The organism is Mycobacterium sp. HUMS_12744610 (assembly GCF_041206865.1).
In the GTDB taxonomy this organism is placed as follows: domain Bacteria; phylum Actinomycetota; class Actinomycetes; order Mycobacteriales; family Mycobacteriaceae; genus Mycobacterium; species Mycobacterium servetii.
In genome coordinates, this window is record NZ_JBGEDP010000001.1 from 2648201 (window position 1) to 2670372 (window position 22172).

At 68.0% G+C, this 22172-nt stretch carries 16 protein-coding genes; 10 read left to right on the forward strand and 6 right to left on the reverse strand.

Going from position 1 to position 22172, the window contains the following annotated elements; genetic code table 11:
- The first annotated feature begins 110 nt into the window (after positions 1–110).
- Positions 111–2396 carry a heavy metal translocating P-type ATPase gene (locus tag AB8998_RS13055; protein WP_369738326.1) on the forward strand — a complete coding sequence of 762 codons (2286 nt, stop codon included), beginning with the start codon at positions 111–113 and terminating at the stop codon, positions 2394–2396.
- On the opposite strand, the gene AB8998_RS13060 is transcribed toward AB8998_RS13055, so the two are convergent.
- The 3 genes from AB8998_RS13060 to AB8998_RS13070 form a co-directional block, all read right to left on the reverse strand.
- Positions 2368–4329 (reverse strand): cytochrome c oxidase assembly protein, encoded by a 1962-nt coding sequence (locus AB8998_RS13060; RefSeq protein ID WP_369738327.1) that lies wholly within the window; start codon positions 4327–4329, stop codon positions 2368–2370. The genes AB8998_RS13055 and AB8998_RS13060 overlap by 29 nt on opposite strands.
- Positions 4330–4432: 103 nt before the next feature.
- Complete coding sequence (locus tag AB8998_RS13065) at positions 4433–5134, reverse strand: zf-HC2 domain-containing protein (RefSeq protein WP_369738328.1); 702 nt, start codon at positions 5132–5134, stop codon at positions 4433–4435.
- A gap of 66 nt (positions 5135–5200) precedes the next feature.
- Positions 5201–5863, reverse strand: a complete 663-nt coding sequence (locus tag AB8998_RS13070) for a TetR/AcrR family transcriptional regulator (protein WP_369738329.1) — start codon at positions 5861–5863, stop codon at positions 5201–5203.
- A 106-nt stretch (positions 5864–5969) separates the two neighbouring features.
- Here AB8998_RS13070 and AB8998_RS13075 point away from each other — a divergent pair, with 106 nt between their 5' ends.
- From AB8998_RS13075 to AB8998_RS13095, 5 genes are read left to right on the forward strand one after another with little or no spacing between them, the layout of a single operon-like run.
- Positions 5970–7115, forward strand: coding sequence for a VOC family protein (locus tag AB8998_RS13075; protein WP_369738330.1), 1146 nt, complete (start codon positions 5970–5972; stop codon positions 7113–7115).
- Positions 7112–8050 (forward strand): fumarylacetoacetate hydrolase family protein, encoded by a 939-nt coding sequence (locus AB8998_RS13080; protein ID WP_369738331.1) that lies wholly within the window; start codon positions 7112–7114, stop codon positions 8048–8050. The genes AB8998_RS13075 and AB8998_RS13080 overlap by 4 nt, the downstream gene beginning before the upstream one ends.
- The gene (gene mhpA / locus AB8998_RS13085; protein WP_369738332.1) at positions 8047–9582 is read left to right on the forward strand and encodes a bifunctional 3-(3-hydroxy-phenyl)propionate/3-hydroxycinnamic acid hydroxylase MhpA; all 1536 of its coding nucleotides are present in this window, start codon (positions 8047–8049) and stop codon (positions 9580–9582) included. The genes AB8998_RS13080 and mhpA overlap by 4 nt, the downstream gene beginning before the upstream one ends.
- Positions 9575–10762, forward strand: a complete 1188-nt coding sequence (locus AB8998_RS13090) for a cytochrome P450 (protein WP_369738333.1) — start codon at positions 9575–9577, stop codon at positions 10760–10762. The genes mhpA and AB8998_RS13090 overlap by 8 nt, the downstream gene beginning before the upstream one ends.
- Positions 10763–10822: 60 nt before the next feature.
- Positions 10823–11104, forward strand: coding sequence for a hypothetical protein (locus AB8998_RS13095; protein ID WP_369738334.1), 282 nt, complete (start codon positions 10823–10825; stop codon positions 11102–11104).
- Positions 11105–11174: 70 nt separating this feature from the next.
- Here the strand turns inward: AB8998_RS13095 and AB8998_RS13100 are convergent, their stop codons facing one another.
- Positions 11175–12050, reverse strand: a complete 876-nt coding sequence (locus AB8998_RS13100; RefSeq protein ID WP_369738335.1) for a patatin-like phospholipase family protein — start codon at positions 12048–12050, stop codon at positions 11175–11177.
- A gap of 522 nt (positions 12051–12572) precedes the next feature.
- Entirely contained in the window at positions 12573–13805 is a 1233-nt protein-coding gene (locus tag AB8998_RS13105; RefSeq protein ID WP_369736917.1) for an ISL3 family transposase, read from the reverse strand.
- Between the two features lie 180 nt (positions 13806–13985).
- Here AB8998_RS13105 and AB8998_RS13110 point away from each other — a divergent pair, with 180 nt between their 5' ends.
- The 4 genes from AB8998_RS13110 (at position 13986) to AB8998_RS13125 (ending at position 20295) form a co-directional block, all read left to right on the forward strand.
- Positions 13986–14834: a slipin family protein gene (locus tag AB8998_RS13110; protein ID WP_369738336.1), complete on the forward strand. Its 849-nt coding sequence runs from the start codon at positions 13986–13988 to the stop codon at positions 14832–14834.
- 202 nt (positions 14835–15036) lie between these two features.
- Positions 15037–17640 (forward strand): plasma-membrane proton-efflux P-type ATPase, encoded by a 2604-nt coding sequence (locus AB8998_RS13115; RefSeq protein ID WP_369738337.1) that lies wholly within the window; start codon positions 15037–15039, stop codon positions 17638–17640.
- 308 nt (positions 17641–17948) lie between these two features.
- Entirely contained in the window at positions 17949–19196 is a 1248-nt protein-coding gene (locus tag AB8998_RS13120; protein ID WP_369736437.1) for an IS256 family transposase, read from the forward strand.
- A gap of 193 nt (positions 19197–19389) precedes the next feature.
- Entirely contained in the window at positions 19390–20295 is a 906-nt protein-coding gene (locus tag AB8998_RS13125; RefSeq protein ID WP_369738338.1) for a PPK2 family polyphosphate kinase, read from the forward strand.
- Between the two features lie 446 nt (positions 20296–20741).
- On the opposite strand, the gene gad is transcribed toward AB8998_RS13125, so the two are convergent.
- A complete protein-coding gene (gene gad / locus AB8998_RS13130; RefSeq protein ID WP_369738339.1) occupies positions 20742–22124 on the reverse strand; it encodes a glutamate decarboxylase in 1383 nt (460 codons plus the stop codon).
- Between the last annotated feature and the right edge of the window lie 48 nt (positions 22125–22172).

Consider the following 22172-nt stretch of genomic DNA (forward strand, 5'->3'; position numbering starts at 1 on the left):
GCGGCGTCAGCCGGGTAGCTTGGTCAGGTGAGAGCGGTGAATTCTCCCCGCTCGGGAACTCACGACGCTGGTGCGGCGACTAGCTGTAGTAGGGCAGAGCGAGGAGGGCCATGACGCTGATCGTTGCGGCTGGTTCCGACGCGCCGCAGGCTCGCCGGATCGAGTTGGACGTGTCGGGGATGTCGTGCGCCGCGTGCGCCGCCCGGGTGGAGAACAAGCTCAACAAGGTCGACGGCGTGCAGGCGTCGGTGAATTTCGCGACCCGGGTCGCCACCATCGACGCCCCCGAGGCGGTCGTCACCGAGGATCTGTGCGAGGTGGTGCGCCGGGCCGGATACGAGGCGGCGCCGCGGGAGCACCGGGCGGTCGACCGGGTCGATCCCGACGAGCTGCATGCCCGCAGCCTGCTGCGGCGGCTCCTGGTCGCCGCGGTCCTGTTCATGCCGCTCGCGGACCTGTCGGTGGTGTTCGCCGTCGTGCCCGGCATGCGCTTCCCGGGATGGGCATGGGTGCTGACCGCGCTCGCCGCCCCGATCGTGACCTGGGCGGCCTGGCCGTTCCACCGGGTCGCGCTGCGCAACGCCAGGCACCACACCACCTCCATGGAAACGCTGATTTCGGTGGGTGTCACCGCGGCCACGGTGTGGTCCTTGTGCACCATTTTCGGCACCAGCCGGCACCGCGAGGTCCACGGGGTGTGGCAGGCGGTGCTTGCCAGCGACGCCATCTACCTGGAAGTGGCCGCCGGCGTCACGGTGTTCGTGCTCGCCGGGCGGTATTTCGAAGCACGCGCCAAATCGAGGGCCGGCAGCGCACTGCGCGCGCTGGCCGCCCTCAGCGCCAAGAACGTCACCGTCCTGCTGCGCGACGGCAGTGAGATGGTGATCCCCGCCGACGAGCTCAAAGAGCAGCAGCGCTTCGTCGTCCGGCCGGGTGAGACGATCGCCGCCGACGGCCTGGTGGTGGACGGTGCCGCGGCGATCGACATGAGCGCGATGACCGGGGAGGCCAAACCGGTACGCGCACACCCGGGTGCCAGCGTGATCGGCGGCACGGTCGTGTGCGACGGCCGGCTGATCGTCGAGGCGGCCGCGGTCGGCGCCGACACCCAGTTCGCGGGAATGGTCCGCCTGGTCGAGGAGGCGCAGGCGCAGAAAGCCGACGCACAACGGCTGGCCGACCGCATCGCCGCGGTTTTCGTCCCCGTGGTCTTCGCCATCGCGCTGCTGGCGGCGGCGGGCTGGCTGCTCGGGGGCGCCGGGCCCGACCGCGCGTTCTCGGTCGCGCTGGCGGTGCTGGTGATCGCCTGCCCGTGCGCGCTGGGACTGGCCACACCGACGGCGATGATGGTGGCCTCCGGACGCGGCGCCCAGCTGGGCATCTTCCTGAAGGGCTACCGGGCGCTGGAAACCATTCGCGCCGTCGACACCGTGGTGTTCGACAAGACCGGGACGCTGACGACCGGCCGGCTCGCGGTGACCGAGATCGTCGCCGCGGACGGATGGGAGCCCGGCGCTGTGCTCGCCCTGGCGGCCGCCGTCGAGGCCGCGTCCGAGCATGCCGTCGCGACGGCGATCGTGGCGGCGACCGACGATCGCCCGCCGGTCGCCGACTTCTCGGCAATCGCGGGCAGGGGAGTCACCGGGACGGTCGGGGAACACCGCGTCGCGGTCGGCCGCCCCGCCTGGGTGTCACGCCGGCTTCCCGTCCCCGTCGCAGTCGAAAGGGCCCGCCGGGACGGCGAAAGACGGGGCGAGACGGTGGTCTTCGTCTCCGTCGACGAGGCGGTTTGCGCGTCGATCGCGGTGGCCGACGGCGTCAAGGAGTCCGCGGCCGGCGCGGTCGCGGCGCTGCATCAGCGTGGGCTGCGCACGGTGCTGCTGACCGGTGACAACGCCGCCGCCGCGGGAGCGGTGGCGGCGCAGGTCGGCATCGACGAGGTGATCGCCGAGGTGCTGCCCGAGGGCAAGGTCGACGTCATCCACCAATTGCGGGACCGCGGCCGGGTCGTCGCGATGGTCGGCGACGGCATCAACGACGGGCCCGCCCTGGCATCCGCAGACCTGGGGCTGGCCATCGGACGCGGCACCGACGTGGCGATCGGGGCCGCCGACATCATCCTGGTCCGCGACAGCCTCGACATCGTCCCGCAGGCGCTCGATCTCGCGCGGGCGACGCTGCGCACCATCAGGATCAACATGGTGTGGGCGTTCGGGTACAACATCGCCGCGATACCGATCGCCGCGGCGGGCCTGCTCAACCCGCTTATCGCGGGAGCGGCGATGGCGTTCTCGTCGTTTTTCGTGGTGTCCAACAGCCTGCGGCTGCGCAACGTCGGCGCGTCCGGCGAAGCCGCGGCCTCAGCCGTCAGTGCCGGGTCCGCGACAGCTCCTTGAGCATCGCGTTGTAGGCGTCGAGGTCGTCGTCGTAAGCGGCCGCGGCGTGGCGATCGGTGCGCGACGCGTCGCGACGGTCCTGCTGCGCCCATTGCGTTACCAGCGCGATGATCACCACGAGAATGGGCAGTTCGCTGGAGCCCCAGGCGATCGCGCCGCCCATGTGTTGGTCGGCGATGATGCTGGACAGCCACGGCAGGTGGACATCCGAGTAGAAGCTGCCGCCGACGGTCGACGTCATCGTCATCAGCGCGATACCGAAGAACGCGTGAAACGGCATCACCGCGAACAGCACTCCCAGGCGGCCGATGAACGGTAGCCGGCGCGGACCCGGATCGACGCCGATGATGCCCCAGAAGAACAGGTATCCGGTGATCAGGAAGTGGACGCTCATGAACTCGTGGCCCCAGTGGTAGCGCACCAGTGTGTCGAAGATCGGCGTGAAGTAGACGGCGTACAAGGAGCCGACGAAGAGCACGAAGGCGGTCACCGGGTGCGAGATGAATCTCGTCACCGGTGAGTGCACCAGCCACACCAGCCATTCTCGTGGGCCCGGGGGGCGGCCGGCGCCTGCCGCCGGGAGCGCCCGCAACGCGAGGGTGACCGGTGCCCCCAACACGAGGAACACCGGGACGAACATGTTGAGCGCCATGTGCTCGACCATGTGGATGCTGAACATCGCCGAGCCGTAGGCCCGAACACCCGATCCCGTGACGAACAGCAGCGCCAGGCAGCCGGTCACCCACGAGGCGGTCCGGCCGGGCGGCCAGGCGTCGCCGCGCCGGCGCAGGCGCACTACCCCGGCGACGTAGAGCGCGGCCAGCACGAGCGCCGCAGTGCCGATCAGCGTGTCGAAGCGCCACACCGTCAGCAACCGCAGCGCCGTCGGTGGGTGGGGAAGCTCGTAGCCCAGGAAGACGTCCCACGCGGTGAATCGGTGCGCCAGCAGCGCCGGCGCGGTCTGGATCGCCATGGCCGAGATCGCCGCCACCGCCGCGACGCCGACCAGCGCGCTCACCGCCGCCGCCCCGGTGCTCCAGGCGGTGTGACCGGAGCGCGACCTGAGGAGCGTGACCAGGTCGCCGAGCCAGACGAGCGCCAGCGCCAAGCCGGCGGCGATTCCCAGCCGCCCGTAGTCGGTGCCGGTCAACGGCGTCGGGACCACCATCAGCCAGAGCAGCTGCGCGCCGTAGAGCAGCGCGACGGCGCCGCTGAGCGTTTCGATCAGCAGGACCCGTCGCTGCAGCTGTTCGTCGGGCGGCGCCAGGGCCGCGCTGACCTTCATCCCGGTCAGCACGGCGACCGCGACCGCGAAGACGATCACCGAACTGGTCGCGTAGTCGTGGTTGGGCCCCTGGCCGGCGTTGCCGGTGACGGGAACGGCGATCACCCCGATCAGCGACGGGATCAGCAGAACGGCGTGCCAGACCCAGCGCACGGTGAGCCGCAGCGACACCGCGACCACGCCGGAGAAGACGGTGACCGCGACCCAGCCCCGCGCCATCTCCGACGCGCCGACCGCGTCACCCAGCGTCGCGGTGCCGATCAGCCGGGACACCGCGATGCCGGAGTCGTCGGCCGCCTGGATCGCGATCATCGCCGCCGCCGCGCCCACCCACAGCAGCGACACCCGCTCGATGACGCAGTGGACCCGGAACGTCTTGGGGTCAAGCAGGCCACTGTCGTCGGGACGGGCCGTCGTCACGATGTAGGCGAGGGCGCCCATGACCACCGCACCGGACAGCGTGGCGGTGAAATAGCCGAGGACCTCGGCGACGCTGGTCGCCCACCCCGGGAAGGAGTCACCCGTCGCGACGAAGCGCCGGTTTCCCGATGCCAGCGCGTAGCCGGTGAGGGCGCCGAGCGCGGCGACGCAACCGGCGAGCAGCGCCCATCCGCTTGTGTGCCGCGCGGCCGCCTGGCTCGAGCCCATCGTCGCCGCCTTCCGCTACCCAGCGAACTTCACGACCCAGTCTACGACTTTTGGTAGTACGGAAGTCGCAGCCGCGGGACCTATCGGCCAGTATCCGCGGCGCTCAGGCCGCGCCGTCCGTCGGGTAGAGATGCCCGCGGCGGCGGCCACGTGCCGCGTTCTCGGGCAACACGAGATCGTCCGGTTCCTGCACGCCGCTCGATCGGGGGGTGGGCTCGCTGGGCCGCGTGGCGCGCCAGACGAGCAGCGCCAGCGCGGTGCCCACCAGGACCGGAAGGTGCGTCAGGAGCCGCGAGACGCCCACCGCGCCCGACGCGAGGTCACCGACGACGAACCCGGTGAGGACGACGCTGAAAACGGCCAGCACGGCGGCCAGCCCGGAGGCGGCCGCGGGGTGCAACGCCGCGACGATCATCCCCGCGCCCAGGGCGGCCGTCCAGGCGGTCGACTCGTGGAGCAGGTGCCCGTGGGTCGGCATCCCCACGTCGGCGCCGAGACCCTGGGCGGCGGCCAGTCCGATCTGCAGCGCGCCCACCACGCCGAGCGTCCACCGCGGCCCGGCCGCCGTGGCCCACGCCCGCAGGCGTGTCCGGGTCGGGGTTCGGTCGCGCGGTGGCGGCGCGGCGACGACCTGCGAACGGCCGACGAGCCGGCGCAACTGCTGGGTCTGCTCGACGGCCCGGGAATACCAGTCGCGGCAGCCGGCGCACGACGCGACGTGCTCGTCGACGCGCGATGCGGGGACAGGTTCGCGTTCCCCGTCGATCCGCGCCGACAGCGCCTCGCGGGCGACGTCACAGTTCACGTATCAATAGTCGCGCACGCGCACCCTTTTGTTCCCGCCGGGCAACGGACCCGGCCGGTGGGCCCGCTACGCCGCCGACTCGGGCTCGGTGAGCTCGTCGAGGTCGGGCAGCGGGCGGCGGCAGATCTCGGTGGCCTCGTCGGCGGGCACGCCGAACATGACGAGCACATCGCGGGTCAAGCGATCGGCCGCCTCGCTGCCGTCGCGGTCGGGCTGGTCGTGCAGCAGTTGGCCCAGACCCAGTAGCGCACCGCCGGCCGCTGCCAGGGCGAGCGCGGGGTCGTCGACGGCGAACCGGCCGGCGTGCGTCCCGTTCGTGATGTCGCGCAGAGCGCGTGGGGCTAGGCCGCGGTCCGCCGAGATCAGCCTCAGCCCGGTGTTGAGCAGCACCTTGCACGTTTCCGGGCGCCGCCGGAACATCCGCCCGACCAACCGGAAGCTTCGGGCGAACGTCTCGGCCGGGTCCTCGCCTTCGGCGGCGAACTTGTCGAGCACCGCGCCGAGTTCGTCGAGCGCCTCGTTGACCGCGGCCTCGAACAGCGCCTCCTTGCTGTCGAAGTGGTTGTAGAACGACCCCATCCCGACGTCGGCGGCCTGGGTGATCTCCAGCACCGGCACGTTCAGCTTGCCGGCGGCGACGAAGGCCTGCCCGGCGCGGATCAGCGCCGCGCGGGTGCGCATCTTGCGTCGCTCCAGACGATTGTCGGCGGCGGGTCGCGCCTCGGTCATGAGCCGAGAGTAGCAGAAAGCATCATTTTTGATGATTTCGTCAAAACCTGTTGACTGAGGGTGTCCTCGTAAGTGATGATTTCGTCAGTCAACTCCAGGAGACCCCGTGACACAGCACGTCGACGCCCACAAAGATCTGCACAGCGACCTGCACAGCCAGCAGGGCGCCCGCCGGGGCGAGCATCCCGGGCGCTCCGGGAACCCGGTGATCAAGGTGCGGGATCTGGCCTGGCTGGAATTCGAGAAGCCGGACCTGAACCGCGCGCAGGCTTTCGCGCGGGCGTTCGGGTTCACCACCGTGCTGCACACCGCCGACGAGTTGCACCTGAGGGGAACCGACGCGGGCTCGCCGTGCGTGCTCGTCCGGCGGGGGCCACGCTCGCGGTTCGTGGGGCCGGCGTTCGCCGCCGCCGACAAGGCCGACGTCGAGCGGCTCGGCGCGGTCGCGGGTGCGCGGGTCAGCTCGTTACCCGAGGCGATCGGCGGCGTCGGGGTGGAACTGACCGACCCCCGGGGGATTCCGGTCCGCGTCGTCGCCGGGACGACCGAGCTGGCCGAGTTGCCCGCCCAGCAGCCGCACACCTTCAACTTCGGCCACGAGCTGTTGCGCGCCAACGACACTCAGCGTCCGCCGCGCGAGCCGGCCAGGGTGCAGCGGTTGGGTCACCTCGTGCTGCAGAGCACCGCCTTCCTGCGCTCGCTCGACTGGTACCTCGATCATCTCGGCCTCATCGTCAGCGACTTCCTCTACTACCCGGGCCAACGCGAGCGCGGCCCGGCGATGGGCTTCCTGCGCTGCGACCGCGGCCCGACACCCACCGACCACCACACCCTGGCCCTCGTGCTCGGCCCCGCGGACCGTTACGTGCATTCGGCCTATCAGGTGTGCGACCTGGACGCGGTCGCGGCCGGCGGGGAATACCTGCGCGAAGCGGGGTACCGGCGGTCCTGGGGGATCGGCAGGCACATCCAGGGCAGCCAGATCTTCGACTACTGGCGCGATCCCGAGGGGTTCCTGGTCGAGCACTACAGCGACGGCGACATGTTCGACAACACGCTGCAGCCCGGGTGGGCCCCGTTGACCGCCTCCGGTCTTGCCCAGTGGGGCCCGCACGCGACCAACGACTTCCTCGGGATCGCTCCCGCCCGGGAAGCGGTCGTGCAGTTGCGGTCGATGCTTACCGCGCTGCGCGACCACAACGAATTCGACATCACCCGCCTGCGCGGATTCCTGAAAGTGGCACGCTCATGAGCATTTCCGTCTACCGCACCTCCGAGGCCTGGTGGGCGGGCACCGCCGACGCCGTCGCCAGGATCGACACCGCAGCGTCGACGACGGCGGAGCTGCTCGCCGACCGGGCGGCCGTCGAACGGGCCGCCACCAGCGCCGGAACCGTCGCGGTGACCAGCCTGCAACTGCTGGCTCCGATCACCGCGCCGTGCCGCGTCATCGCGCAGATGACCAACTTCGCCTCCCATGTCGAGGACACCGGCGGCGACCCGAGAAAGGTGCCGCTCACCTTCTTCCGCAAGGCCTCGGGATCGATCACCGGCCCGGTCGACGACATCGTCAAGCCGGCCCATGTCCGCCTCCTCGACTACGAGGTGGAGATAGGCCTGGTGATCGGACGCGACGTGCCCGTCGGCACCACGATCACCGCCGACAACCTGGCCGACTACGTCTGCGGGCTGGTGGTGACCAACGACGTCTCCGCGCGCGACGTACAGCTGACGAAAACCCAGTTCTACGAAGCCAAGTCGTACCCGGGCTTCACGCCCGTCGGCCCGGCGCTGGTGCTCCTCGATGCCGGCGAGCTGGGCCACTTCGGCGAGCTGCGGCTGCAACTGCGGGTCAACGGGGAGCTGCGCCAGAACAGCACGGTCAACACCGACATGATCTATCGGCCGGCCCAGGCGCTCGACGGGCTCGCCCGCTTCCAGCAGCTGACCGCCGGCGACCTGGTGCTGACCGGCACGCCCGTGGGCACGGCGTTGTCCGCCCCGCCCAAGGCGGTGCAGAAGCTGGTGTCGCTGTTGCCCGACGACCTCAAGTGGAAACTGTTCTTCGCCGGGCAGGCCAAGAACCCCAAGTACCTCCGCGACGGTGACGTGGTCGAGGCCGGTGTCGCCACCGACGACGGCAAGATCGACCTGGGCACCCAGCGCAACCGGGTCCGCCACGCGTGACCGACACGCCCGGCTCGGTCCCGGTGGTGATCGTCGGCGCCGGTCCCGTCGGAGTCACCGCCGCAACACTTTTGGCGCAATACGGCGTCGAGTGTCTCGTCCTCGACCGCTGGGCTGACGTGTACCCGCAGCCGCGCGCGGTGCACCTCGACGACGAAGTCGCGCGCATCGTCGGCCGGCTGGGGATCGGCGAGCAGTTCGCGGCGATCTCACGTCCCGCCCGTGGCCTGCAGCTGCGGGACCCGAAGATGAACGTGCTCAGCCAGTTTCGCCGCGAGCGATCCGAAACCGCCAACGGCTATCCCCAGGCCAACATGTTCGACCAGCCCGAATTCGAGGCGTTGCTGCGGGCCAACCTCAAGCACTATCCGCACGCGGTGCTGCGCGGCGACGCGGAGGTGACCGGCGTCGTCCAGATCGGCAATGGGTGCGCCGAGGTCACCTTTGCGGACCGGGTCGGCGGGCGGCAACACCGCGTGCAGGCCAGATACGTGCTGGGTTGCGACGGCGCCAACAGCATGGTCCGCACGGCGATCGGCGCGTCGATGCGCGACATGGGGTTCGAACAGCGCTGGCTCGTGGTCGATGTGACGACGGACGCCGAACTCGACCAGTGGGACGGCGTGCATCAGGTGTGCGATCCGCGCCGCGCGGGCACGTTCATGCGAGTCGGACCGAGCAGGTACCGGTGGGAATTCCGGCTGCTGCCGGAGGAGTCCGCCGACGACTTCGGCACGGTCGCGACCCTGCTTCCGCTGATCCGGCCCTGGGTGGACCGGGTCGCGCCACAACGGCTCCAGTTGGTCCGCGTCGCCGAATACACTTTCCGCGCCCAGGTGGCCGACCGCTGGCGCCGCGACAACGTCTTCCTGCTCGGCGATGCCGCCCACCTGACCCCGCCGTTCATCGGGCAGGGGCTGTGCGCGGGACTTCGCGACGCGGTGAACCTGGCGTGGAAGCTGGCCGGCGTGGTGCACGGGTGGCTGCCGCAGGACATGCTCGACAGCTATGAGCGGGAGCGCAAGCCCCACGCGCGCTACATGATCCGGTTCGCGCTCGTGATGGGCCTGACCATGACGGCGGGCGGGGAGCTGGGCAATCGGCTGCGCCGCATGGTGTTGCCGCGACTGCATCTGATCCCCGGAATACGCGACAAGATCGTCGACAGCACGACGCCGGCGCTGCATCACGGTCCGCTCGTGATCAGGCAGGGCCGCCGTCGGGGGCTGGCCGGCGGGTTGTGCCCGAATCCCTCCCTAACGGAGGGGAAACGGTTCGACCAGGTGGTGGGGCGGCGGTTTGCCGTGGTGACCTTCAGCCCGCCGGCCGGGCAACAGCGTGCCGAGCTGACGCGCCGGGGTGCCGTCGTGATCACGGCCGAACCCGGCGCCGAACTGGCCGGTTGGCTGCGCCGCGCGGGCGCGACGACCGCGATCGTCCGTCCCGACGGGGTGGTGCTGTGCGCGGGCCGTGACGTGCAAGAACTGTGTCGTCTCGTGCCGGCCTTCGCGCCCGGACTTGCCGGTGCGTAGGCCCGCCGGCGTCGCGGCCTATCACCACGACCTGTACGGCACCCGCGCGATCGTCGACCCCTACCCCCACTACGCCAGGCTGCGTGAGCTGGGCGCGGTGGTGTGGCTCACCAGACAGCGGGTCTTCGCGATACCCCGCTACGCCGAGTGCAAGGCCGCGCTGCGCGACGACGCGGCGTTCGTTTCCGGCCACGGGGTGGGGCTCAATCCGATCGTCAACCGGCTCTCGCGCGGAACGACGCTCAACAGCGACGACGACGAGCACGATCAGCGGCGAAGGCTGCTGGCGCATCGCATGCTGCCGAGGGCCCTCCGTTCGATGAGCGACGTCATCCAGCAGCAGGCCGATGTCCTGGTTGCCGCTGCGGTGCAACAAGAAACGGTTGACGGCGTCGCGGACCTTGCGAAAGCGCTGCCGCTGACGGTGGTGCCGGACCTGCTCGGCTGGCCCGAGCACGGCAGGGGCAACCTGTTGCGTTGGGGCGCTGCCACGTTCGACACGCTGGGACCGGTCAACCGGTATGCCGCCAGGGCGGTGCCGGCCAGTCTGCGCATGGTGCGCTTCACCAAGCAGGTGGTGCGCCGCCGGTCGGTGGCCGAAGGCAGCATGGGCCACGACATCCTGCTGGCCGGCGATGCGGGAAAACTGACCCGCAGCGAGTGTTCGGCGCTGATGATCGACTACCTGGCGCCCTCGCTCGACACGACGATCAGCGGCATCGCCAGCGCGCTTGCGCTGTTCGCGACGCACCCCGACCAGTGGCGGCTGCTGCGAAGCGAGCCGGCGCTGCTTGCCAACGCCGTCAACGAGGTGCTGCGCTACGAGTCACCGCTGCGGGCCTTCTCCCGAAAGCTGGCGAAGGACACCACGTTCGCGGGCGCCGAACTTCCCGCCGGGGCCAGAGCGTTGGTGATCTACGCATCGGCCAACCGGGACGAGCGGGAGTGGAACGACCCCGACACCTTCGACATCCGCCGCGACGCCAACCGCCAGCTGGGCTTCGGGCACGGTGCCCATGCCTGCGCGGGGCAGGGCCTGGCTCGTATCGAGATGCAGGCGATCCTCACCGCGCTGCTGCGGCGGGTCGGCCGGATCGAGATGGTCGGGGAGCCGACCTGGGCGCTGAACAACATCATCCGTCGTTACGAGCGATTGCCGCTGCGGCTGGTCGCGGGCTGAGCGGGCTGACTGGGCGGTGCACGATGGCCGCTGATCGACTGGAGCGGCCTGGCCGATCGGTTGAACGCCGACATGCAGCCCGGCTGCGGGGCGGCGTTCGTCGACGCCGAGGGCGTGCCGTTCGTCAAGCTGATGCCCGTATCGCGAGGAAACGGCCACCCGCCGCAGCAGTTCATCTACCAGCCCGCGCTGGTGAAGGTGCCCGGCGGTGTCACCGTGGTGGCCGTGCTCATCGGTGCGGCGTTGCTCGGGGTGGTCGGGGCGTTGATCGCCATCCCCGTCGCCGCCGCGCTGCAGCTACTGGTCTGCGAACTGTTTTTCCCCACGCTCGACGAAGCATGATCGCCGGCGCGGCGCCGCGACCTTGACCGCAAATTCGCCGCGCCGGTGCGTCGGGCACGCGGCGGGACCATCAGGGCGAGGGAGATCCGTACAGCCCCGGACCGGTGATGCGGAGCTGCTCCAGGAACGAGCGAGCGGACACATACGCCGCCTCGATCAACTCGGCGGTGTGCGTGAAGTCGAGTGGCGACAACAGTCTGGGCGCGGGGCCGGGAAGGTACACGACCGGAATCCCGGCGGCGATGACAGGAGCCTCGAGCACGGACTGCGCGCGCATCGACACCATCACCCAGTAGAGCAGAATGTCGGCGATCGTATCGGTCGAACCCGGCAGGTGGCCGGGAAAATTGCAGTCGAACACCACCAACGAGCGTGCCCCCATCTCGACCGCTTGGCGCATCGGGACGTTGGCCACCAGACCCCCGTCGTAGAGCTGGTGGCCGTCCAGGTCGACAGCTGGGTAGATACCCGGGACCGCCGCGCTGGCCAGCAGGGCCGGCAGCAGCGGACCGTCACGCAGGACGTATGGCCGAGCGGTGGCGATATCTGTCGTAACCGCGGCGAACGGCAGTTGCAGATCGGCGAATGTCGTTGCCTGTCCGATGAAGTCGGCGATCACCGCGGCCAGCCCGGTGTTGGGGAAGAGGTGCGTCCTGACTTTCTGCAGCAGCAGAGCTTGGGCGATCAAACCGCCCGGGAATACCTGGTCTCGCGTCATTCGTGCCCACACGTGCGAGAGCCGGTTCACCGCACCCTTCGGGTCCGCGGCGACGACCGCGCCGTTGAGCGACCCAACCGAGGTTCCGGCGACGAGATCGGGAGTGACCTCGCACTCGCTGAGCGCCTGCAGCATGCCCACCTGGATCGCGCCAAGGCTGGCACCCCCGCCAAGCACGTAGCCGACCGGTCGGGGCAGCCCGTCCAGCCCAGGCACCTGACCATCCATCCCATCAGGCTAAAGCACCCAGTACAACGACTGGGCCCTGGCCGGTAGAGAAGATCTTCAGTGACCCGGCGGGCGGGAACATCGAGTGGCGAGACGATTCGCGTTCTGGCGAACATGATTGAGCCGTGCGACTCGAGGACGTCATCGGTGACTTCCGCGCCGTCGAGCCGGAGCTGGTCACGCACCCGGCGAATAATTCCGTTTCGGCTCCCAGGATCACAGTGAACTTGTCGTTGGGTTCTTGGTTTACGGACCCGAGGTCCCCAAGCGCGGAGAAGACTGGGCAGGACCAACTTCCTGACGGCAACCCCCGTTCAGCTGTGGCGAGGTCCCAGCCTCGTCATACCGTCTACACCCCAGGGGTGTAGCGTGGGACGTGCTGGGAATTTCAGCTGGTTCGGGATGAGTTCGGCTGTCCGCTGCGGAACTTCAGGAGCGTTGGCTCCGGAACCCCTACGCGCCGGTGATCGTTTGCACATCAGGATCACCATGACTTTTTGGCTCTTCTGGGAACTCCGTGGGTCATGGGATGGCCGGATAGAGCTGGAGCCCGCCGAGGTGGAAGTAGATCGCGGTCTTGAAGTGCTCGCGGTTGCGGTAGCCGCGGGCCGAAACCCGGATGGCCTGGATGCGTGAGTTCAGGCCCTCGGCACCGGCGTTGGTGATGCGGTGGGCGAAGTAGGACAACAGCCCCGCCTCGTGGCGCTTCAACGTCTTGGCCGCGTCGATGATCGGCTTGAGACGGCAGTGGGTGGCCCAGAAGTACCAGCGCTTAAAGTGTTTGGCTGCCCAGCCGCGACGCTGGTAGGACCAGAAGTGCCGCAGGCTCTCCTTGATCGCCCATGCCCGAGCGGTTTTCAGGTCACCGGAGCGCAGCGTGGCGAAGCGGTCTTGGTGACGGTCGGGCAGGTTCTCCGCCGAATACAGCCACAGGTACTTGCTGCCGGCCAGGCTCTTATCGCCGGCCGCGGCCAGCGCCCGGTTCTCGGCCTTGCGCACGGTGTCCACGGCCTTGGTCAGGTAGCCCATCAGGTGGTAGCGGTCGAAGACGATCTTGTTCTCGGCGTCGCTCAGGTGCGCGCGCACCGAGGCGGCGAACGGCTCCCACATGTCCATTGCCACCGCCTCGATCCCGGCCAGCTGCTCGGGGGTGAACCGGTCGAAGTAGCCGTCCAGGCTGGCCTGGCGGCGTTCGTCGGCGATGTAGTCCACCGTGCCCGCGTCCAGGTCACTGACCACGGTGATGTAGTCCTGTCCCTTCCCGGCCGCCTTCTCATCGACCCCGACGTGGGCCGGCGCCACCAGCGGTTTGGCGGCCAGGCCGCGGGCCACCGCACGGTCCATCAGGTGCCACGCCTCGTCCCAGCTGACCCGCAGCAGCCCGGCCGCGGCCGCCACGTCGCACGCGGCGAGCACGTCGATGGCCAGCCGCTCAAACAACATGGTGAACCGCGAATGCGGCTCGGCCCACGGCAGCCGCACCTGATGCACCCCGTGCTCGGGACAGGCCACCCGCGGCGGGCTGGCATGCAGGAACGTCAGAAACGCACACGAGTCCAGATGCCGCCACGCCCGTTCCTCGCCATGGTCATACACCGACAGCTCGCGCTCGCAGTCCGGGCAGGCGAACCGGGTCCGGCCCGGATGCACGACCCAGACGTCCACCCGACCTTCCTGAGCCGACAGCTCCACCCGTTGCACCTCCCACGGCGCTACCAGTCCCAGCAGATGGCGGTACAACTCGGTGTCGCGCACACAGCACATCCTGCCGCCCTGCGCCCATCACGCCCAGACCAGACCCACAGAAAACCCGGAAGCGCCGACTTTTTCACGGAGTTTCGCCACTCGATCGGCCCCCTCACCGGACCTGCGAACAACGAGGGTTGGCCATAACGCGGGCAGCGCTCGGCACGGCTCACCGACAGGTGCACGGCGATGAAAACGCTGGGGGTCGTCGTTGTTGTTGTGGTCGTTTTGTTATTGCTGGTGCTGGCGGTGCGGATCGTCAAGCAATACGAGAACGGCGTGCTGTTCCGGCTGGGCCGGGTGATCGGAGAACGCCAACCCGGGTTGCGGCTGATCATTCCGTTCATCGATGTGCTGCACCGGATTTCGTTGCGAATCGTGACGATGCCGATCCAATCGCAGGGGATCATCACCCGCGACAACGTCAGTGTCGACGTCTCGGCGGTGGCCTATTTCAAGGTCGTCGACGCGGTGAAGTCGGTGGTGGCGATCGAGAACGTCTACGCCGCGATCGATCAGATCGCCCAGACGACGCTGCGCAAGGTGGTCGGCCAGCACACCTTGGACGAGACGCTCTCGGAGACCGACAGGATCAATCTCGACATCCGCGCGATCCTCGATGTCACCACCGTCGAATGGGGGGTGCAGGTCACCCTGGTGGAGCTCAAAGACATCCAACTGCCCGACAGCATGAAGCGGGCGATGGCCCGCCAAGCCGAAGCGGAGCGGGAGAAGCGCGCGAAAATCATTGCCGCCGAGGGTGAATCGCTGGCCGCTGCCGCCTTGGGTGACGCCTCGGACACCATGATGGCCCACCCGCTGGCGCTGCAGTTACGTAATCTGCAAACCCTGGTCGAGCTCGGTGTCGACAAGAACAGCACCGTGGTGTTCCCGGCGCCGTTGATGTCGACCATCGCCGAACTCGGGAACTTCCTGGCCCGGGAAAACGGTGCAGCAGTCCAGCCAGAGCCACAGCCGCCGATTCCGGTTCCGGCAGCGGTGGCCAACGGAACCCCCGCCGCGGGGAGCCGGCTCTGATCGCCGTGCTGATGTTCTGTCGTTGATCGGGCGGGGTTACTGGTTGATCCACCGCGACACGCGTCCGGGATGAAGAAGCTGTTCACCCAATTCTCTTTCCCCGGAGGACCGGTCCACGCGGGATACTTGAGTACCTTCGCGACATCCGGAGCGCCCCGACGATGAAGCACCCCGACGATAACGAGCAGGCGGGCAACCAACCATGACCACTGAGGATGAGAAACTTCGAGCCGAGAGCTCCGCAGCGCCGACCAAGGCCGACCCGCATGGAGATCTGAAATCGCTGCCGATGCCCGAGCTGGAAAAACAGCTCGGGAGTTCGGCCGACGGGCTTAGCGCAGCCGAGGCCGGTAAACGCCTGACTCAGTACGGGCCGAACGAGATCGGAGAGAAGAAAACCAACCAGCTGCTGAAGTTTCTCGGTTACTTCTGGGGTCCGATCCCGTGGATGATCGAGGTCGCCCTCATCTTGTCGGGCGTGCTGCGCCACTGGCCGGATTTCGTCGTCATCTTCGTGCTGCTCGCCGCTAACGCGTTCATCGGGTTCTGGGAGGAACGGTCCGCGGGCAAAGCCATCGACGCCCTCAAAGCCCAACTGGCGGTCAACGCGCGGGTACTACGCGACAGCGCGTGGGTCACCCTCCCGGCGCGCGAACTCGTGCCGGGCGACATGATCCGGCTGCGGCTCGGCGACATCGTGGCGGCTGACGCCCGCCTGCTTGACGGCGACCCGGTGGAGGTGGACGAGTCCGCGCTGACGGGGGAGTCGCTGCCGGCCAGCCGCGGACCGGGCGACAACGTGTTCTCCGGATCGATCATGCGTCAGGGGGAGATCAGCGCCTTGGTGTACGCCACCGGTACGAGTACCTACTTCGGCCACACCGCAGAACTGGTCCAAGCCGCCAACAGCGTCAGCCACTTCCAAAAGGCGGTGCTGCAGATCGGCAAGTTCCTGATCCTGCTCGCGCTGGCCATGGTGGTGTTGATCGTCGTCGTGTCGACCCTGCGCGGCAACCCTTTCCTGAATACCGTCCAGTTCGTCCTGGTGCTCACTGTGGCGGCGATCCCGGTGGCGATGCCGACCGTGTTGTCGGTGACCATGGCCGTCGGCGCACGCCTGCTCGCCAGGAAGCAGGCCATCGTCACCCGGCTGGTCGCCATCGAGGAGCTCGCCGGCGTGGACGTGTTGTGCTCGGACAAGACCGGGACCCTGACCCAGAACAAGCTGACTCTGGGCGACCCGTTCGCCGTGGACGGGGTGAGCGCCGGCGACGTCATCCTCGCCGGCGCGCTGGCCTCGCGCGTCGACGACAACGACACCATCGACCTGGCCGTCCTGGCCGGACTGACCGACCCGACGGCACTCGACCCCTACCACATGGTCCACTTCCAACCTTTCGACGCGGTCCACAAGCGCACCGAGGCCAGCGTCGAGATCGCAGGCAAGCCGTCGTTCAAGGTCAGCAAGGGCGCACCGCAGGTCATCCTCGCCCTGGCCGACGACGCGGCCGAGGTGCAGGCAGCAGTGGACACCGCCGTGCAAGGGTTCGCCCAGCGCGGCTTCCGGTCGTTGGGGGTCGCCCGCGCCGACGGTGACGGACCGTGGCGGTTCCTGGGCGTGCTGCCGCTGTTCGACCCGCCCCGCGTCGACGCCAAAGAGATCATCGCGACTGCCGAACAGATGGGCGTGAAGGTCAAGATGGTCACCGGCGATGCCATCGCCATCGCCCGGGAGACCGCCAAGGCACTCGGGATGCGCGACGGGATTCTTGACGCCGCCGGGCTGGGCGGCGTCAAGGAAGAGGTGACGGCCGCCCAGGCGACGGCGATCGCACAGGCCGACGGCTTCGCCCAGGTGTTCCCCGAACACAAGTACCGCATCGTCGACGTGCTGCAGCAGCGCGGCCATATCGTCGGGATGACCGGTGATGGGGTGAACGACGCCCCCGCGCTGAAGAAGGCTGACTGCGGCATCGCCGTGTCCGGGGCGACCGACGCGGCGCGCGCGGCGGCGTCCATGGTGCTGCTGAGCCCGGGCCTGTCGGTGATCATCGACGCGATCAAGGAAAGCCGCCGGATCGTGCAGCGCATGAACAGCTACGCGATCTACCGCATCTCCGAGACGTTGCGGGTGCTGCTGTTCGTGACCGCCGCGATCCTGGTTTTCGGCTCCTTTCCCGTGACGGCGATCATGATCGTCGTCCTCGCGCTGCTCAACGACGGCGCGATCTTGTCCATCGCCTACGACAACGTGAAGTACAAAAACAGCCCCGAGGCGTGGAACATGCGCCTGGTCCTGGGGATAGCCACCGTCCTGGGTGTCATCGGGCCGATCGCCGCGTTCGGACTGTTCTACCTCGGCGAGCACGCCTTCAATCTCGACCGCGACCAGCTGCAGACCCTGATGTATCTGATGCTGTCGGTCGCCGGCTCGATGACGATCTTCCTCACCCGTACCCGCGGGCCGTTCTGGTCCATCCGGCCGAAGCGGATTCTCGTGCTGGCCGTGCTCGGCGCCGAGGCCATTGCGACGCTGCTCGCCGGCTTCGGGGTACTGATGACGCCGCTCGGCTGGCAGTGGGTCGCCTTCGTCTGGGGCTACGCCATCGGCTGGGCACTCGTCACCGACCGCATCAAACTCCTCGCCTACCGCATCCTCGACCCGGTCAGACGTGACGGCGCTACCCACGGGGGAGCAGCCTCAGACGGTGACAGCTCGCCCGGTGACCCGAGTGCGCATGGTGTCGCTCCCACGACGACGATCGCCGCCTTCCACACCATCACCGATCACGCAGACCCCGTCTAGCACGACAATTCCGACTGTCCCTACGGACGGGAAATCATCCGCCACAACTCCGGCCAGGCAGTGTACCCGCGCAGCCCTCGCCAATTCCTGCGCCTGTTGTCGCCGGCGCAGTGAGGTTTCTTCAAGGCGCCAGGCGGGCAACGCAATTGACCTCACTGAAAGCGAATGCGGCGATCACTACCTAGTTGCGTCCAGGGGCGTGGTGTATGAGCCGGTAAGTCCGGTGGGCGTGTCGTAGCCCGGTAGAGGGCGGTCATCGCGTGATCCTTCGAAACGACCAGCAAAAGTCAATCGAAGGAGACAACGCGATGACCTCGTCCCACTTTATCGACCCCGAGCAGCTATTGGCTGATCAACTCGCGAAGGCAAGCCCGGATGTGCTGCGCGGTCTGTTGTCGGCGTTCATTGCCGCCTTGATGAGTGCCGAAGCCGATGCCTTGTGCGGGGCCGGCTACCGCGAACGCAGCGACGAGCGGTCCAATCACCGCAACGGCTACCGGCCCCGTGATTTCGACACCCGTGCGGGCACCATCGAGGTGGCCATCCCCAAGTTGCGTCAGGGCAGCTATTTCCCGGATTGGCTGCTCGAGCGGCGCAAGCGCGCCGAGCGTGCCCTGACTAGTGTGGTGGCGACCTGCTATCTGCTGGGGGTGTCCACCCGGCGCATGGAGCGCCTCGTCGAAACCTTAGGCGTGACAAGGCTTTCCAAGTCGCAGGTGTCGATCATGGCCAAAGAGCTCGATGAGGCCGTTGAGGCGTTTCGCACCCGCCCGCTCGATGCCGGCCCGTATACGTTCCTGGCCGCTGATGCCCTGGTGCTCAAGGTGCGCGAGGCGGGCCGCGTCGTCGGCGTGCACACCTTGATCGCCACCGGCGTCAACGCCGAGGGTTACCGGGAGATCCTGGGCATCGAGGTGACCTCCGCCGAGGATGGGGCGGGCTGGCTGGCGTTCTTCCGTGACCTGGTCGCCCGCGGTCTGTCCGGGGTCGCGCTGGTCACCAGCGATGCCCATCCCGGCCTGGTGGCCGCGATCGGCGCCACACTGCCCGGAGCGGCCTGGCAGCGGTGTCGAACGCACTACTCGGCCAATCTGATGTCGGTTACCCCGAAAGCGTCGTGGCCGTGGGTGCGCACCATGCTGCACTCCATCTACGACCAGCCCGACGCTGAATCGGTTGTCGCCCAATACGATCGAGTGCTCGACGCATTGTACGACAAGCTCCCCAACGTCGCCGAGCACCTCGACGGCGCCCGCCCGGATCTGTTGGCGTTCACCGCCTTTCCCAAACAGATCTGGCGCCAGATCTGGTCCAACAATCCCCAGGAACGGCTCAACCGAGAGATCCGGCGTCGGACCGACGTGGTGGGCATCTTCCCCGACCGGGCATCGATCATCCGCCTCGTCGGGGCCGTACTGGCCGAACAACACGACGAATGGATCGAAGGACGGCGCTACCTCGGCCTGGACGTCCTCACCCGTGCCCGCGCAGCCACGACCAGCACCGACCAACCAAGCCCACAGCAAACCGACGACACCCCCGCCCTAACCACCTAGACTGCCCCACGAAGGGTCACGCGATCGGAACGAACTCCTACACCACGCCAGTGGGCATGACCCACTACCTGCCGCACTGCACAAGGCGCGGGTAACCCACGCCGACAGTGGTGGCAATCTCCGGTCACCATCTGGGACGCTGACAGTGGTCGTTGCCCCGGGTCATGGAGAGACACACAAGCAGGAGGCGAAGTTGTCGGCGCTCTGGAAACGACTGGCGGAGGCTACCCGGGTAAAGCCGGGGTCCATCGTGGACCTGGCCAAGGACTTCGATCCCGGCCGCTACGACAAAGAGCTTCAACAAGACCACGGCGCCGCGGTGCTGGCCGATGCGAAGGCGGCGCTGCTGGATTTGCAGGACCGCTTCTTCGCCCAGGCCAACCGGTCGCTGTTGATCATCCTTCAGGCGATCGACGCGGCCGGTAAGGACGGCACGATCAAGCACGTGATGAGCGGCCTCAACCCGGAGGGGGTCGACGTGTACAGCTTCAAGACGCCATCGGCGACCGAGCAGGCACATGACTACCTCTGGCGGCACCAAAGGGCGCTGCCGGAATTGGGCCGCATCGCGGTGTTCAACCGGTCGCACTACGAGAACGTACTGATCACCCGTGTGCATCCCGAGACGTTGTGGCCACGCACCGCGGCGCTCGACGCCGGGAAGATTTGGCAGCGGCGGTACCGCGACATCAACGACTGGGAGCGCTACCTCGCCGACAACGGGACCGTCATCGTCAAGCTGTTTCTCAACGTCTCCAAGGACGAACAGGCGCGCCGGTTCCTTGAGCGCATCGACGAACCCGAGAAGAACTGGAAGTTCTCCGTCGCCGACCTACGCGAGCGCGCGTTCTGGGATGACTACCAGCGGGCCTTTCAAGACATGCTCAGCCACACCAGCACCGTCTGGGCGCCCTGGCATGTGATCCCCGCAGACCACAAATGGTTCAGCCACGTGTCGACTTCCGCGGTGCTGTTGGAGACGCTGCGGGATCTCAACCCGCAGTATCCGCAGGTCGACGCCGCTGCCAAAGCCGAGCTGGCACAGGCAAAGAAGGAGTTGCTAGGCAACGACGGTGACGCGGGCGCACAGTCGTCGTGACACGGTGGACCCGCATGCACCCACGTCGACGGGGCGCACCGACATACCACGGACGGATACTGGACGCACCCGACATTGACCGGTGTTGTGGCAGAACATTTTCGAGTCCGGTTGCGGCACTGGCCGGTTGGCTGCGCGCCTGCCGGCGGCGCTTGCCTTCCAGTATCAACTACCTCGAGTGTCGACATCAGCCCGGTGATGATCGACTTGGCCACCAGCCGGCTTGCCGCCCGGTGTGTTCGCCCGCGTGCCGGAGGCCGACGCCGTGCCCGCCTACTGCCTCGCATCGATCGACCGGAACGGCACGACGACGTGCTTCGAAGATTTCTACGGAGGCTGGCCGACGCTGGGGGAGATGGATCGCGAAGTACCGGTCGTTGGGTCATTATGGGTGTTCGGCGGCCGGCTTGCGCACTTCTGCGTTCGTGAATGTGCATGCTTGTGGCTTAGTGAGCGAAGGGCCGCTGGTTGTTGAAGTGGCCGCCGGGCTTGAGGTCGTCCAGACTGGCCAGCGCCGACATCATGTCGTCGCGCAGTGACCGGGCCAGATCGGCGGAGAACCCTTCGCGCACCACGACACGCAGCACCGCGACGTCGGTCGCGTCGGCGGGCATGGTGTAGGCCGGCACCTGCCAGCCGTAGGACCGCAGCGCGTGGGAGACGTCGAACTCGGTGTAGCCGAAATTCCCGGCCAACCGTAGGCAGACCACCGGGATCGCCGAGCCGTCGGAGATCACCTCGAAGTGCTTGCCTTTGCGCAACTCGTCGGCCAGCCAGCGCGCCGTCGACGACAGGCATCCCATCACCTGGGTGTAGCCCGCGCGACCCAACCGAAGGAAGTTGTAGTACTGACCGATGACCTGGTTGCCGGGCCGGGAGAAGTTCAGGGAAAACGTCGGCATGTCCCCGCCTAGGTAGTTCACCCGGAACACCAACTCCTCGGGCAGGTGTTCATGACCGCGCCACACCACAAAACCGATGCCCGGATAGGTCAGCCCGTACTTGTGGCCGCTGACGTTGATCGACACCACCCGCGGCAGCCGGAAATCCCACAGCAGATCCGGCTGCAAAAACGGCACCACGAACCCGCCGCTGGCGGCGTCGACGTGCACGGGGACATCCACGCCGCCGCCGGCGGCCAGCTTGTCCAGGGCCGCGCAGATCTGCGCAACGGGTTCCAGCTCACCGGTGAAGGTGGTGCCCAGGATCGCGACCACGCCGATGGTGTTCTCGTCGACGGCGTCCAGGACCTGTTCGGCGGTGATCACGTAGCGGCCCTTCTCCATCGGCAGATAGCGGGGCTCGACGTCGAAGTAGCGGCAGAACTTCTCCCAGACCACCTGGACGTTGGAGCCCATCACCAGATTCGGGGTGCGCTTCTCCCAGCCCTTACCGACCTTCGCCCGCCACCGCCACTTCAGCGCCAGCCCGCCCAGCATCACCGCCTCGCTGGACCCGATCGTGGACACCCCGGTCGCGGTGGCCGGGTCGTCGTCGCGCAGTCCCTCGGCATGGAACAAGTCGGCCACCATCGACACGCATCGCGACTCGATGGCCGCGGTGGCCGGGTATTCGTCCTTGTCGATCATGTTCTTGTCAAATGTGTCGGCCATCAGCTTGTCGGCTTCGGGATCCATCCAGGTGGTGACGAACGTCGCCAGGTTCAGCCGCGAGTTGCCGTCGAGCATCAACTCATCGTGGATGAACCGGTACGCGGCGGCGGGCTCCATATCTTCGTCAGGCAGCTTCAGTGCGGGCACCGGCGCGGTGGACAGCCGCCCTGTGTAGGCGGGAGAGATCGACGGCGACAGGCTGAGCTTGTATGGCATTGAGAGTCCTTTCGGTAGTGACTTCACACCACTCCACCATCACCAGGT